The sequence below is a fragment of the Thioclava sp. DLFJ4-1 genome (genome assembly GCF_002020145.1).
GTDB lineage: Bacteria > Pseudomonadota > Alphaproteobacteria > Rhodobacterales > Rhodobacteraceae > Thioclava > Thioclava sediminum.
This window is the reverse complement of the sequence record NZ_MPZT01000001.1, coordinates 992,245-1,005,148: the sequence shown is the minus strand read 5'-3', so window position 1 is coordinate 1,005,148 and position 12,904 is coordinate 992,245. Positions and strand designations below refer to the sequence as shown.

At 64.5% G+C, this 12,904-nt stretch carries 13 protein-coding genes; 11 read left to right on the top strand and 2 right to left on the bottom strand.

The genetic code is table 11. From position 1 onward, the window contains the following. The first annotated feature begins 1 nt into the window (after window position 1). Window positions 2–1,090 carry a tartrate dehydrogenase gene (locus tag BMI85_RS04540; protein ID WP_078599652.1) on the top strand — a complete coding sequence of 363 codons (1,089 nt, stop codon included), beginning with the start codon at window positions 2–4 and terminating at the stop codon, window positions 1,088–1,090. 137 nt (window positions 1,091–1,227) lie between these two features. Here the strand turns inward: BMI85_RS04540 and BMI85_RS04535 are convergent, their stop codons facing one another. Continuing rightward, window positions 1,228–1,809: an NTP transferase domain-containing protein gene (locus tag BMI85_RS04535; RefSeq protein ID WP_168174732.1), complete on the bottom strand. Its 582-nt coding sequence runs from the start codon at window positions 1,807–1,809 to the stop codon at window positions 1,228–1,230. Window positions 1,810–1,826: 17 nt separating this feature from the next. Continuing rightward, window positions 1,827–2,138: an NIPSNAP family protein gene (locus BMI85_RS04530; RefSeq protein ID WP_078519919.1), complete on the bottom strand. Its 312-nt coding sequence runs from the start codon at window positions 2,136–2,138 to the stop codon at window positions 1,827–1,829. A 142-nt stretch (window positions 2,139–2,280) separates the two neighbouring features. Between BMI85_RS04530 and BMI85_RS04525 the strand changes: the two genes are divergently transcribed. The 10 genes from BMI85_RS04525 to BMI85_RS04480 all read left to right on the top strand — a co-directional run bounded on the left by BMI85_RS04525 (window position 2,281) and on the right by BMI85_RS04480 (window position 12,903). Further along, the gene (locus tag BMI85_RS04525) at window positions 2,281–3,042 is read left to right on the top strand and encodes a TetR/AcrR family transcriptional regulator (RefSeq protein WP_210402130.1); all 762 of its coding nucleotides are present in this window, start codon (window positions 2,281–2,283) and stop codon (window positions 3,040–3,042) included. A gap of 239 nt (window positions 3,043–3,281) precedes the next feature. Then, on the top strand, window positions 3,282–4,613 hold the full coding sequence (locus BMI85_RS04520) for an extracellular solute-binding protein (protein ID WP_078599650.1): 1,332 nt from the start codon (window positions 3,282–3,284) through the stop codon (window positions 4,611–4,613). A gap of 131 nt (window positions 4,614–4,744) precedes the next feature. Then, window positions 4,745–5,590, top strand: coding sequence for a sugar ABC transporter permease (locus tag BMI85_RS04515; RefSeq protein WP_208607942.1), 846 nt, complete (start codon window positions 4,745–4,747; stop codon window positions 5,588–5,590). Between the two features lies 1 nt (window position 5,591). After that, window positions 5,592–6,557: a carbohydrate ABC transporter permease gene (locus BMI85_RS04510; protein WP_210402129.1), complete on the top strand. Its 966-nt coding sequence runs from the start codon at window positions 5,592–5,594 to the stop codon at window positions 6,555–6,557. 13 nt (window positions 6,558–6,570) lie between these two features. After that, the gene (gene ugpC / locus BMI85_RS04505; protein ID WP_078519916.1) at window positions 6,571–7,680 is read left to right on the top strand and encodes a sn-glycerol-3-phosphate ABC transporter ATP-binding protein UgpC; all 1,110 of its coding nucleotides are present in this window, start codon (window positions 6,571–6,573) and stop codon (window positions 7,678–7,680) included. A 4-nt stretch (window positions 7,681–7,684) separates the two neighbouring features. Next, on the top strand, window positions 7,685–8,554 hold the full coding sequence (locus BMI85_RS04500) for an FAD binding domain-containing protein (RefSeq protein ID WP_078599648.1): 870 nt from the start codon (window positions 7,685–7,687) through the stop codon (window positions 8,552–8,554). Beyond that, the gene (locus BMI85_RS04495; RefSeq protein WP_078599647.1) at window positions 8,551–9,048 is read left to right on the top strand and encodes a (2Fe-2S)-binding protein; all 498 of its coding nucleotides are present in this window, start codon (window positions 8,551–8,553) and stop codon (window positions 9,046–9,048) included. The genes BMI85_RS04500 and BMI85_RS04495 overlap by 4 nt, the downstream gene beginning before the upstream one ends. Then, window positions 9,045–11,423, top strand: a complete 2,379-nt coding sequence (locus BMI85_RS04490) for a xanthine dehydrogenase family protein molybdopterin-binding subunit (RefSeq protein WP_078599646.1) — start codon at window positions 9,045–9,047, stop codon at window positions 11,421–11,423. Before BMI85_RS04495 ends, BMI85_RS04490 begins: the two co-directional genes overlap by 4 nt. Next, window positions 11,420–12,313 (top strand): NAD(P)-dependent oxidoreductase, encoded by an 894-nt coding sequence (locus BMI85_RS04485; RefSeq protein WP_078539954.1) that lies wholly within the window; start codon window positions 11,420–11,422, stop codon window positions 12,311–12,313. Before BMI85_RS04490 ends, BMI85_RS04485 begins: the two co-directional genes overlap by 4 nt. Beyond that, entirely contained in the window at window positions 12,313–12,903 is a 591-nt protein-coding gene (locus tag BMI85_RS04480) for a carbon monoxide dehydrogenase subunit G (RefSeq protein ID WP_078599645.1), read from the top strand. Before BMI85_RS04485 ends, BMI85_RS04480 begins: the two co-directional genes overlap by 1 nt. Window position 12,904: the final 1 nt, after the last annotated feature.

Below are 12,904 nucleotides of genomic sequence, written 5' to 3'. Positions count from 1 at the left end.
CATGACGACCCGTGTGCATCGTATCGCGGCCATCCCCGGCGACGGGATCGGGCCGGAGGTGGTCGACGCCGCATTGACGGCGCTTGACCACCTGAGCCGCCAGACCAACGCCTTCCGGCTGGAGGTCGACCGCTTCGACTGGGGCTCGAAACGCTACCAGCGCGAGGGCGCATTCATGCCCGCAGATGGGGTCGATGCACTGCGAGCCTATGACGCGATCCTATTCGGCGCGGTCGGCGCTCCGGACGTGCCCGATCACCTGACGCTCTGGGGGCTACGCCTCGCGATCTGTCAGGGGCTCGATCAATACGCGAACCTGCGGCCCACCCGTATCCTGCCGGGCCTGTCGAGCCCGCTTGCGGGTGTCGGTCCGGAAGATCTGGACTGGCTGATCGTGCGCGAGAACTCCGAGGGCGAATATGCGGGGCAGGGCGGGCGCAGCCATCGCGGCCAGCCGCATGAGGTCGCTACCGAGACCGCCATCTTCACCCGCACCGGCGTCGAGCGCATCATGCGCGTGGCCTTCTCGCAGGCTCAGGCGCGCCCGCGTAAGCGTCTGACGGTGGTGACGAAATCCAACGCGCAGCGCTACGGGTTGGTGCTGTGGGACGAGATCGCCGCCGAGGTCGCGACCGAGTTTCCCGACGTGACATGGGACCGGATGCTGGTCGACGCGATGACCGTGCGCATGACGCTCGACCCGCGTTCGCTCGACACGATCGTCGCCACGAACCTCCACGCCGACATCCTCTCGGATCTGGCAGCGGCGCTCGCGGGCTCCATCGGCATCGCCCCCACGGCCAATCTCAACCCCGAACGCGCCGCGCCGTCGATGTTCGAGCCGATCCACGGCTCGGCCTTCGATATCACCGGCAAGGGCGTCGCCAATCCCATCGGCACCTTCTGGAGTGCTGCAATGATGCTGGGGCATCTGGGAGAGACCGAGGCCGAGGCGCAAATGATGCGCGCGATCGAGGTCGTGACAGCCGATCCCGAGAGTCGCCCGCGCGACCTCGGCGGCACAGCCAGCACCGAGCAGGTTACGGAACGGCTCTGCCGCGCACTCGATGAGATCGGGACGAAAAGCTGAAAATTACGGACGGGCGTTGGACGCTGTCGTCTTTTGCCGGTCTTGAGAGCCGAGCGCATGGGGAGTGGGCTCACGCAAGCCGAACTCGCGTCCGCGCCAGGATCAGTTTCCCGACAATACGCGCCCTGGAGAACGTGTCAGGCACGATCCTCACGCCTGACGTTAACCCGATGATGGCGGAGGTCTTCGGGCGTGTCGATGTCACTCGCCTCTTCGGCTGAAAGGGGGATGAGCGACTTGGGCGGCAGGGCGCGCAACAGCTCCCGGGCACCTTGATCTTCGTCCTGATCGGGTGCTTGCGTCAAGTCCTGCGCGGTCAGAAGCGCCGGCGGCATCGGGATACCGTCGAAGGTGCAGGCGCGGCTGCCGCCATCGCTATTTACCAAGGCGCGGAGCGTGTCGGTTGAAACGAAAGGCATGTCGCCCAGCACGAACAGCGCACGTTCTGCCCGGCGGCTCGTTGCGACGCCGCGCGCCGCTCGCCAGCTCTCGGAGAGCGGCAGGCCCGGTGCCACGTGATGCACCTTGAACGACGGCGGGAGAGAAACGGCGACCCTCTCGGAAGAGACGATCGCCACGAGCGCGTCACATCCCGACGCCTCGAGCGCGCGCGCCGCTGCCAGCACCAAAGGGGCGCCGTTCCAATCTGCAAGGAGCTTGTCCCGAGCGCCGAACCGACGCGAGGCGCCGGCGGCGAGGAGGATGCCAAGCGTGCGCATGGTGGCCCGCGCCCGGATCAGTCGAGCGGCGAGAAGGCCGCGGGCTGCAGGAAGATGCTTTCCTGATGCACGAGATAGGGCAGGATCTTGGGCACGAAAGCCTGCCATTCCGGATCAGCGCCCAGCTTGGCCCGTTGCGCGCTGCGGTGGCCGTAATCCTCATAGGCCCAAAGGAAGGTGACCGCGTTGAGCACGCCGCTGTCGCTGACCCAGCACCCGGCGAGCTTTGCGTATTGAGTGATGATGTGCAGGCCCTCGGCTTCATAGAGCTTGAGGAACTCGGGCGCCTTCCCGGGGGTGATGCGGTAGGTTCTTTGTTCGTAGATCATGTTGGACTCCGGCGTGAATGGCAGAAAATCGCGGGCACTGACGTCCCGTCACGCGCCGAAGCTACGACCAAACTTTGGGTTTTCGCAACACATAAGTCGTCAAGTGACGAAAAGATACTTTGCCTTCGCGCGGAATGGGCTAATGTATGAACCTGAAGTCGTTGCGTCCGGCGTCGGAATGAACAACAAGGGGTGCCAAGGGGAAAACGTGCAGGCCAAGCCAAAAATGACTGAAGGTTCGTCCAAAACGAACGGCGCCGGAAACAAGCCCGGCTCGCCGCAAGGCGCTGTGCGCATGCCGTTCAATGAGCGTCGTGCCCAGATTTTGGACGTCGCCACCGAGTTCTTCGCGGAGAACGGGCTTGCGGGGCAGACGCGTCAGTTGGCGGAGAAATGCGGCATCTCCCAGCGTCTTCTCTATCGCTTCTTCCCGACCAAGGAAGACTTGCTCAAAGAGGTCTATAACCGAGAGATTCTTGGTGCTTTCAAGGCCGTCTGGTTCGTTGAGCTTCAGGATCGTTCGCAGCCCATGGCCGTGCGCCTCGACGCATTCTATCGCGACTATCTTCAGTCTACCTTGACCCGGAAGTGGTTGCGATTGTTCCTTTATGCCTCGCTGGCCGAGGCGAATATGGCGCCTGACTACATCGCAGCGATCGTCATGCAGTTGCTTGAGACCGTGATGCGCGAAGTTGCGCATGAGCGGGGCGTGGAGCTGCCGGAAGATCCCGCATTGCTCCGCGAAATGGCGTGGACGCTGCACGGTGCGATCTCTCACTACGCGATTCGACGCCATATCTATCAAAGCAGCCTGTCGCTCTCCGAAGACCAGGTGGTAACGATGCATGTCCGCGTGTTCCTCGCGGGATTCGAGGACATGGTCGAGGTGTGCAGCGGCCGCTGAGCGCTGCAATCCGCTACATTTTCCCTGATTTCGTCTGCGGAGGCTTCCGTGGGCGCTGAAATTTTGTGCGATTTCCGTTGCGGAAGGGGAATCCTCACTTTTTCGTTTGTCGTCAGTTGACGAATAAATAAATCGCCAATAGCGTCAGTTCCCATAAAGAAGATCAACAGGGACGGCTTGCTGCAGGTTGGGCTTTGAACGGGCTCGGGCTGAGGCGGCCATGCAAAAGGAATCGAAAGATGCTCAAGGATAAGACGCGCCGTCTCGGGCGCCGGGATTTCCTCCGCTACTCGGCGGCGGGCGCAGGGGCGCTGATGGCGCCGGGTCTGGTTCGTCCGGCCAAGGCCGAAACGGCCGCGCTGACGATGCACACCTGGTCGGCGGCGGTCGACACCGTGCAGAGCCACCTCAGCGCCTTCACCAAGGAAACCGGGATCCCGGTCAATTACGGTAACTCGCCCTGGGCGCAGTACCGTGAGGGCATGGTCGCGAAATTCGTGGGCGGTGCGCCGCTCGACGCGATGTGGGTTTCGGATTCCTGGCTGCCCGAATGGGCCGAAGCCGGCTGGATCGCTCCGGTCGACGAGTTCGACAGCCTGATGAAATACAACGCCGAGGCCGAGGATTTCTGCACCGACTCCATGACCTATGGCGGTCGTCAGTACGGCCTGACCTATTACACCGACTACATGGCCTTCTTCTATGACGAGGCGAAGCTCAAGGAAGCCGGCTTCGACGCCCCGCCGGAAACTTGGGACGAGCTGGTCGAGCAGTCGCTCGTCATGAAAGAGAAGGGCATTGCCGACTATCCGATGATGCTCGCGATGGCGCAGGAAAGCTGGCTGATCGAGTTCATCTCGACGCTGGTCTATTCGCATGGTGGCCGTCTGGTCGACGACAACGGCATGGCCGTGATGCAGGACCCGAAAGAGGGGGCTGTCGAGGCGCTGAGCTGGGTCGTCGATGCGGTCAACAAGCACGAGATCGTCTCGCCCGCCTGTGTCGAGACCGGCGAGCTGGCTGGCCTGAAATCCTTCGCGGCGGGCAACCATGCCTTCGCGATGGTCGCGAAATACCGTCTGCGGATGCTCAACGATCCCGAGCAGTCGCAGATCGCGGGCAATGTGAAGCAGGCGATGATGCCTCAAGGCCCGAACGGCTCTCACGCGACGGTCGGCTGGATGCGTTTCCACGGCATGTCGGCGCAAGCTGCACAAGACAAGGCGCGCGCCGAGAATGCCGCGAAGCTGATCGAATGGTTCGGCGGCAAGGCGGATGGCGCCTACACGTTCCAGAAACTCCTGTTCCTCGATATCGGCGCCGGGTTCGGCGTGAAGCCGTTGTTCGAGGATCCCGAGATCCGCGCGGCCTACGACTCCTATGGCGATGTCGACATGATCCAGGCTCAGCAGGCGCTCGCTCGCAAGAAGGACACGGTCACCCCGTGGTTCGGCGAGTGGAACGACACCAACGGGTCGGCCTGGCAATCGGCGATCCTCGGCAATGTCGATCCCGCCGGAGCGGTCAAGAAATCTGCCGATCTGTGGAACGAGCTGAAGGACAGCTACTGAGCAGGTGCGGCGGGCCTTTCTAAAAGGCCCGCCGACTGTCGGGCAGGGCAACGGGAGAGCATGACGTGGCGAATGCAATGACACGGGCGACACGCCCGAAATGGCGGCTGGGATACGAGGAGCGCAGCGCCATGCTGTTTCTTGCTCCTGTCATGGCCGTTCTGGGCGCGGTTGCGGTCTTCCCGATCGCCTATTCGCTTTATATCAGCTTCTTCAGCATCAAACTGACGCGTCCGAACCGGACCCCCTTTGTCGGGCTGAAGAACTATACCGATCTTCTCGGCGATGAGGCTTTCTGGGGCGCGGTCTGGCGCACGGTGAGTTTCTCGCTCGTCTCGGTCACCGCGATTGCTTTCATAGCCTTGCTTGTCTCGCTGCTGCTGAACCAAGAATTCCGCGGGCGTCGTATCCTGTCGACGATCCTTCTGGTGCCGTGGGCGATCCCCTATGTCGCGAACGCGCTGATGTGGAAATGGATCTACGATTCCAGTTACGGAGCGCTGAACGGCCTGCTCTATCAGCTCGATTTCATCGACAAATACATGGTCTGGCTGGGGGATCAGGACAAAACGCTGTTCCTGATTGCCAATGCCTTCGTCTGGAAGGAAGTGCCGCTGGCGACGATCCTTCTGCTGGTCTCGCTCAAGTCGATCCCGTCCGATCTCTATGCGGCGGCGCGCGTCGATGGAGCGACGGTCTGGCAGCGCTTCGTGCATGTCACCCTGCCGGCGATGAAGCCCGGTTTCATGCTGGTGATGATCTACGAGACGATGATGGCGATCCGCCATTTCGACCTGTTCTTCATCCTGACCGAGGGCGGGCCCGGCAGCGCGTCGCATGTGCTTTCGTGGCACATCTATGTCGAGACCTTCCGCAACCTGTCCTTCGGGAGCGGTGCTGCGATGTCCTACCTCCTCGCAATCGCGACTTTCGCACTCTCCTACCTCTTCATCCGAACGCTGGGGCGCAAGATCTGACATGAGCGATATGCCTATCACCCCGCCTGTCGACACGATCGACTACCGTCGCCGCCAGAAAATCGGGCGCATCGTGCAGCGTCTGGTGATCGTGGTCTCCGCGATCGTCCTTGCGGCCTACATTCTCGCCCCGGTGTCGTGGCTCGTCTCCTCGGCGTTCCAGACCGAGACCGAGATCGTCTCGATCCCGCCGCACTGGATTCCCGAAGAACCGACCCTGCGCAATTTCGAGGCAATCTTCACCGCCGGGAACGACGAGCCCGTCACCTACGAGACGCGCTCGGGCGCCGATCCGGCTGCCGGTGACTTCATCCCCTCCACCGCGGAGAACCTCCTGCCGTCGATGGCCAACAGCCTGATCGTCTCGATCCTGGTGGTGATCCTGAACCTGCTCGTCGGGGTGCCGGCCGCCTATGCGATCGCGAAGATCCGGTTCTGGGGGCGCAACGCGTCGGTCTATTTCATCCTGATCACGCGGGTGATCCCCGATATTGCGCTGGTCGTGCCGTTCTTCCTGGTGATCCGCAAACTCGGGATGCTCGATACGCTCGGATCGCTGGTGATCACCTATCTCGCGATCACGGTGCCCTTCACGGTCTTCATCCTGATCCAGTATTTCGAGGGCCTACCGGACGAGCTGGACAAGGCCGCGCGGGTCGATGGCTGTTCGCGGCTCCAGGCGCTGATCAAGGTGTTCCTGCCGCTCTCGCTGCCCTCGCTCGTCGCCGTGGTCCTCTTCACCTTCCTTACCAGCTGGAACGAATTCCTGCTCGCGCTGATGTTCACGCAGACCTCCGCGTCGCAGACCCTGCCGATCCTGCTGGCCTCGTTCACCTCCGATTTCACGGTGAGCTTCTCCTTCCTCAACGCCGCTGGCGTCCTGGCGGTCGTGCCGCCCGTGATCGTCGCCATCGTCTTCGAACGCTACATCGTTTCCGGTCTGACCGCCGGGGCTGTCAAAGGTTAGAAAGGACAAAGTCTTGGCCCGGATCCGCTTCACCAACGTAAACAAGAAATACGCCAACGGCTTCCATGCCGTGCGCAATCTCAACCTCGATATCGAGGATCGCGAGTTCATCGTCCTGCTCGGCCCCTCGGGCTGCGGCAAATCCACGACCCTCAACATGATTGCAGGGCTCGAGGAGGTCTCGGACGGCGATCTGATCTTCGACGAGCAGGTCGTTAACTACGTCCCCCCGCACAAGCGCGACGTCGCGATGGTGTTCCAGAGCTACGCGCTCTACCCGCATAAGACCGTCTACGACAATATCGGTTTCGGGCTGAAAATGCGCAACGCGTCGAAGGAAGAGATCGACGAGCGCGTGCAAGACGCCGCGAAGAAGCTCGAGATTTCGCACCTGCTCGACCGCCGTCCGTCGCAGCTGTCGGGCGGCCAGCGTCAGCGTGTGGCGCTGGGGCGGGCGATGGTTCGTGACCCGTCGGTCTTCCTGATGGATGAGCCGCTGTCGAACCTCGACGCGGCGCTGCGGATCTCGATGCGCGCGGAGATCAAGGAACTCCACCGCGCAATGGAGACCACCTTCGTCTACGTGACCCACGATCAGGCCGAGGCGCTGACGCTCGCGGATCGTATCGTGGTGATGAATGACGGGGTCGTGCAGCAGATCGGCACACCCGACGACATCTACGAGCGCCCGGCGAACACCTTCGTGGCGTCGTTCCTCGGCAGCCCGCCGATCAACTATTTCGACGGCGTGCTCGAGGCCGGGCCGGATGACGAGATGGCCTTCGTTCGCGATGGGTTGCGTCTCGTGCTGCCGGCAGATCACGCTGCGCGCCTGAAAGGGCAGGAGGGGCGCGCGGTGCGACTGGGTATCCGGGCCGAGGATGTCGCGGAAGGCACTGCCGAGCCGGGATATAATGCGCTCAGCGGCACCGTGAACTCGGTGCTTCCGGTTGGTTCGGATCAGTATCTGGGTATGGATTTCGGCGGCGAGGAGCTGTTCTTCCGCGTCGGCAAGGATCTGCGCCATGCGTTCGGCGAGAGCATCACCCTCGCGGTGGACCTCAACCGCCTGCATGTTTTCGACCGCGAAACCGGTCAGTCGCTGATCTGGAACGCGGCCTGACACAATGAAACCCGCCCCTTTCACCTACCACCGGCCTGCGAGCCTTGCCGAGGCACTGGCGCTGTTGCGCACGCATGGGCCGGCGGCCAAGCCGATCGCCGGAGGGCAAAGCCTCGGGCCGATGCTGAACATGCGGCTGGCGCGCCCGGGCCATCTGATCGATCTCAACGATCTGATCGAGCTGGACCGCGTGCGGGTGAAGGAGGACATGCTGGAGATCGGCGCGCTGACGCGCCATCACCGGCTGGCCAATGCGCCGGAAGTGCAGCGGAGCCTGCCGCTTCTCGGTGCCGCTGCCGCCTCGATCGGGCATTACGCGATCCGTCAGCGTGGCACGATCGGCGGCAGCCTTGCCCATGCGGACCCCGCCGCCCAGTTGCCGCTGATCGCGGTCACGCTGGGCGCGACGCTGGTGATTTCGGGACCGGCAGGCCCGCGCGAAGTTGCCGCCGCCGATTTTCTGCAATCGATCATGACGGTCGATCTGCGCGATGGCGAACTGATCACCGCGCTGCGCTTTCCGCTCCCCGTCGGCGATCTGTGGGCCTTCGAGGCGTTCTCGCGCCGTCACGGCGATTTCGCGCTGGTCAGCGTCGCGCTCAGTTTCGCGCGCGACGCCGAGGGCAAGATCGATGCGCTGCGGCTTGGGCTCGGCGGCGTCGATACCGTCCCGCTGCGCCTGCCTGAGATCGAGGCGCGCGCGCAGGGCAGGCTGGCCGATGAGGACACCATTCGCGACCTCGCAGCCGCGACTGCCGCGGCGATCGCGCCCGAAGACAGCGAACAGGTGCCCGCGGTCTATCGCCGGGAACTTGCCGAAACGCTTGTCATTCGCGCGTTCCAGTCCGCTCTGACCCGGGAGGAGGGTGCATGACCGCTCCGACACACGACCCCCTGACGCTTTCGCTGAGCGTGAATGGCGAAACCCACGACGTTCGGGTGCCCGCGCGCAAGCTGCTCTCGGATGTGCTGCGCGACGACCTCGGCCTGACCGGTACCCATGTCGGCTGCGAACACGGCGTCTGCGGCGCCTGCACCGTGCTGATCGACGGCCGCCCCGCGCGCGCCTGCCTGACCTTCGCCGCCCAGATGGAGGGCCACGAGGTCACGACCATCGAGGCCATGGGACGGCCCGATGCACTCTCGGCGCTTCAGCAGGCGCTGCACGAGGAACATGGGCTGCAATGCGGTTTCTGCACGCCCGGCATCGTGGTGACCTTCGAGCATTACCTGCGCGAGAACCCGGACCCCACCGCAGAAGAGGTGCGCGATGTCCTGTCGGGCAATCTGTGCCGCTGCACGGGCTATCAGAATATCGTCGCCGCCGTGCTGAAAGCTGCGGCCTGGATGCGTGGAGAGGCGGCATGAGCGGCGATTTCACCGAGATCGGTCGCGCCCTGCCGCGCAAGGAAGATCGGCGCCTCGTCTCGGGTCGCGGGCGCTATCTCGACGACCTCGCCTTTCCCGGCGCTCTGCATGTGAGCTTCGTGCGTTCGGCCCACGCCCATGCGCGCATCCTCGACATCGACAGCGCCGAAGCCGCGGAAATGCCGGGGGTCGTGGGGATTTTCACCGGGCGCGATCTCGATCAGATGACGACGCGGTTGCGCCTCGCACCGCCGATCGAGGGGCTGCAGCCGACCGAGCTGACGACGCTTCCGATCGACAAGGTCCGCTTCCACGGCGATCCGGTGGTCTGCGTCGTCGCGACCGATCGCTACCTCGCCGAGGATGCCGCGGAATGTGTCAGTGTCGAATATGACCAGCTTCCGGCGGTGACCTCGATCACCGAGGCCTTCGCGCCCGATGCCGCTCTGGTCGACGACAGCCTGACCAGCAACATGGTCTCGCATCAAAGCCTGTGCGTAGGCGATCCTGCCGCGCGCCGGGCCGAGGCGCATCGCGTCGTCGAGGCCCGGTTCTCGCTCCATCGCCACACCCATGTGCCGCTGGAGACGCGCGGCTGCGTCGCCGATTGGGATGACGGGCGCGCGCATCTGAACATGCATATCGGCAATCAGGTCCCGCACCCGTTGCGCAGCCAGCTTGCTGCGCGGCTGGGCCTGTCGGAAAGCCAGGTCACGGTGATGAGTCCCGATGTGGGCGGTGCTTTTGGTCAGAAGATCGCGCTCTATCGCGAGGAACTCACGGTCGCGGCTCTGTCTCGCCACCTGCGCCGCCCGGTTCGGTGGCGCGAGGATCGGATGGAGAACCTGATGTCCGCCGCCCATGCGCGGGAATACGAGTGCCGCACCCGCGCCTCGGTCAGCGAAACCGGACGGATTCTCGGTCTCGAGCTCGAGATCGACGAGGATTTCGGCGGCTACTGCTTCTACCCGGCCAACTATATGGCCCGCGTCATCGCCCTCATCATGACCGGTCCCTACCGGATTCAGGACTACGCCTATGAGGTCCGCGTCGCGCTGACCAATAAATGCGGCGCAGGCCCGATGCGCGCGCCGATGGCGATCACGAGCTGGGTGATGGAGGGCACGATCGACGCCATCGCCCGCGACCTCGGCCTCGACCCGGTCGAGGTGCGCCGTATCAACGCGCTCGGCCCGGAGGATCTGCCCTACAAGATGCCCACGGGCGAACTTCTCGAAGATGTCAGCCCACGGGAGACGCTCGAGATCGCCGTGGACGCGATCGACGTCGCGGATTTCCGCACGCGGCAGGAAAAGGCGCGCGCCGAGGGGCGCTATCTGGGGCTCGGGCTGTGCACGGTGATCGAGAGCACGACCTATGGCTCGGAATTCTACAAATCCGCCGGTATCCCCGGATCGGGCCATGAATCGGCCTGGGTGCGGATCGAACCGAGCGGAGCGGTCAACGCCTCCGTCGGCCTGATGGGCACCGGGCAGGGCTACGAGAGCCCGCTTTCGCAGGCGGTGGCCGAAGGGCTCGGCGTGCGCTCGGAAGATGTCACGGTCCATATGGGCAACACCGATATCGCGCCCTACGGCATGGGCAGCCGTGGCGGACGCGGCGCGACCGCTGGCGGGGGGACGCTCTATCTCTGTGCGCTCAAGGCGCGCGAACGGGTGCTCGCGATTGCGGCTTCGATGCTCGATCTCAACGATGCTGGCGGGCTGCGCATGCGCGCAGGCCAGATCGAACGGATGATCGGCGACGACTGGCAGGAGACGGGCCTTGCGCTGACCGATATCGCGCGGCGCGCCTATCTCGATCCGCTGGCGCTTCCCGAAGGGATCGCGCCGGGGCTCGACTTTTCGCATAGCTACGACCCGCCCGCGATGACCTATTCCAACTCGACCCATGCCTGCGAAGTCGAGGTCGACCCGCAGACCGGCGCTATCACCATAGACCGCTATCTCGTCGCCGAGGATTCCGGCACCGTTCTCAATCCGATCGTCGTGCGCGGCCAGCAGCAGGGCGCGATCGCGATGGGGCTGAGCGGCGCGCTGCTCGAACAGGTGATCTACGACCGCACGGGGCAGAACCTCTCCGCGACGCTCGCCGATTACCTCGTGGCCTCTCCGAACGAATTGCCGGAATTCGAAATCCTGCATCACAACACGCCGAACCGCCGCACCCCCGCGGGGATCAAGGGCATGGCCGAAGGCGGCGTGATGGGCGCGATCGGCGTGCTCGCCAACGCGGTGAGCGATGCGCTCGCGCCGCGCGGCGTGACGATCGAGCGTCTTCCGCTGACCCCCCAATCCATTCGCGCGCTCCTGCGGGAGGCCGCGCCCAGCTCAACGAAAAGGACCCAGCCGTGACAGAAGAGAAACTCAGCGTCGGCTTCATCGGACTCGGAATCATGGGCCAGCACATGGCGGGGCATATCCTCGCCGCGGGGCATCCGCTCAACATCTACAACCGCACCCGCGCCAAGGGCGACGCCCTCGTCGCGAAGGGGGCGACGTGGTGTGACAGCCCCGGCGCCGTGGCCGAGGCCAGCGACATCACGATCACCATCGTGGGCTACCCAGCCGATGTCGAACAGGTCTACCTCGGTGAGGATGGGATCATCGCCAAGGCGCGCCCGGGCTCGGTGCTGATCGACATGACCACCTCGAGCCCGGCCCTGGCCGGGAAGATCGCGCAGGCGGCTCTCGCGCGCGGCCTCTCTGCGCTCGACGCACCGGTGTCCGGCGGCGATGTCGGTGCGAAGGCGGGCAAGCTCGCGATCATGCTGGGCGGCGATGCGCGGGCATTCGAGCGGGTCCTTCCGGTGCTGGAGCTGATGGGCGGGAATATCGCGCTGATGGGAAAGGCGGGCGCTGGGCAGCACACCAAGATGGCCAACCAGATCGCCATCGCCTCGACCATGCTCGCGGTCGCGGAAAGCATCAGCTACGCACGCGCCGCCGGTCTGGATCCGATGCAGGTTCTCAAAGTCATCGGAACCGGGGCCGCGTCGAGCTTCCTGCTCAACGGGCTTGGGCCGAAGATGGTGGACGAGGATTTCGCGCCCGGCTTCTTCGTCCACCACTTCGTCAAGGACATGTCCATCGCGCTGAGCGAAGCCGAAAGACTGGGCCTCGATCTGCCGGGCCTGTCGCTGGCGCGCAGCCTCTACGGCAAGCTGGTGGATGACGGCTTCGGCGAAGAGGGCACGCAGGCGCTCTACCGTGCCTATAACGCGATCCATGCGGAGGCCGGGTGATGCGGTTCGAAGGCGATCACCTGATCCCGGCCGATCCCGAGACAGTCTGGCGTGGGCTCAACGACCCCGAGGTGCTGCGCCGCGCGATCCCGGGCTGCGAAGCGATGGAGCAGACGGGTGAGGCCGAATATACCGCCACGGTCGTGGCACGGGTCGGCCCCGTCTCGGCCAGCTTTCGCGGCAAGGTGGAGCTGAGCGATCTGGTGCCGCCCGTCTCCTACCGGATCTCCGGGCGCGGGCAGGGCGGCCCTGCGGGCTTCGCCAAGGGCGGCGCGGAAATCAAGCTCGCGCCCGAGGGCGAGGGCACGCGGCTGTCCTATGTCGCCGATGTCGAGGTCGGTGGTAAACTGGCCGCAGTCGGCGGGCGATTGATTCAGGGCGTGGCGCGCAAGAATGCCGAGGATTTCTTCAACGCCTTCTCGCGGGTCGTGACCGGCGAGGCGGAGGAGACAGCCCCGTCACGCGAAGGCGCCGCCCCGACGGGCGCGGTGGCCACGGCGACGGCGGGACATATCCCGCTGATCGACCGCGTGGCGTGGCTTCTGGTCGGTCTTGGCCTCGGGCTTGGGATCTGCTGGCTCTTTGGTTGAA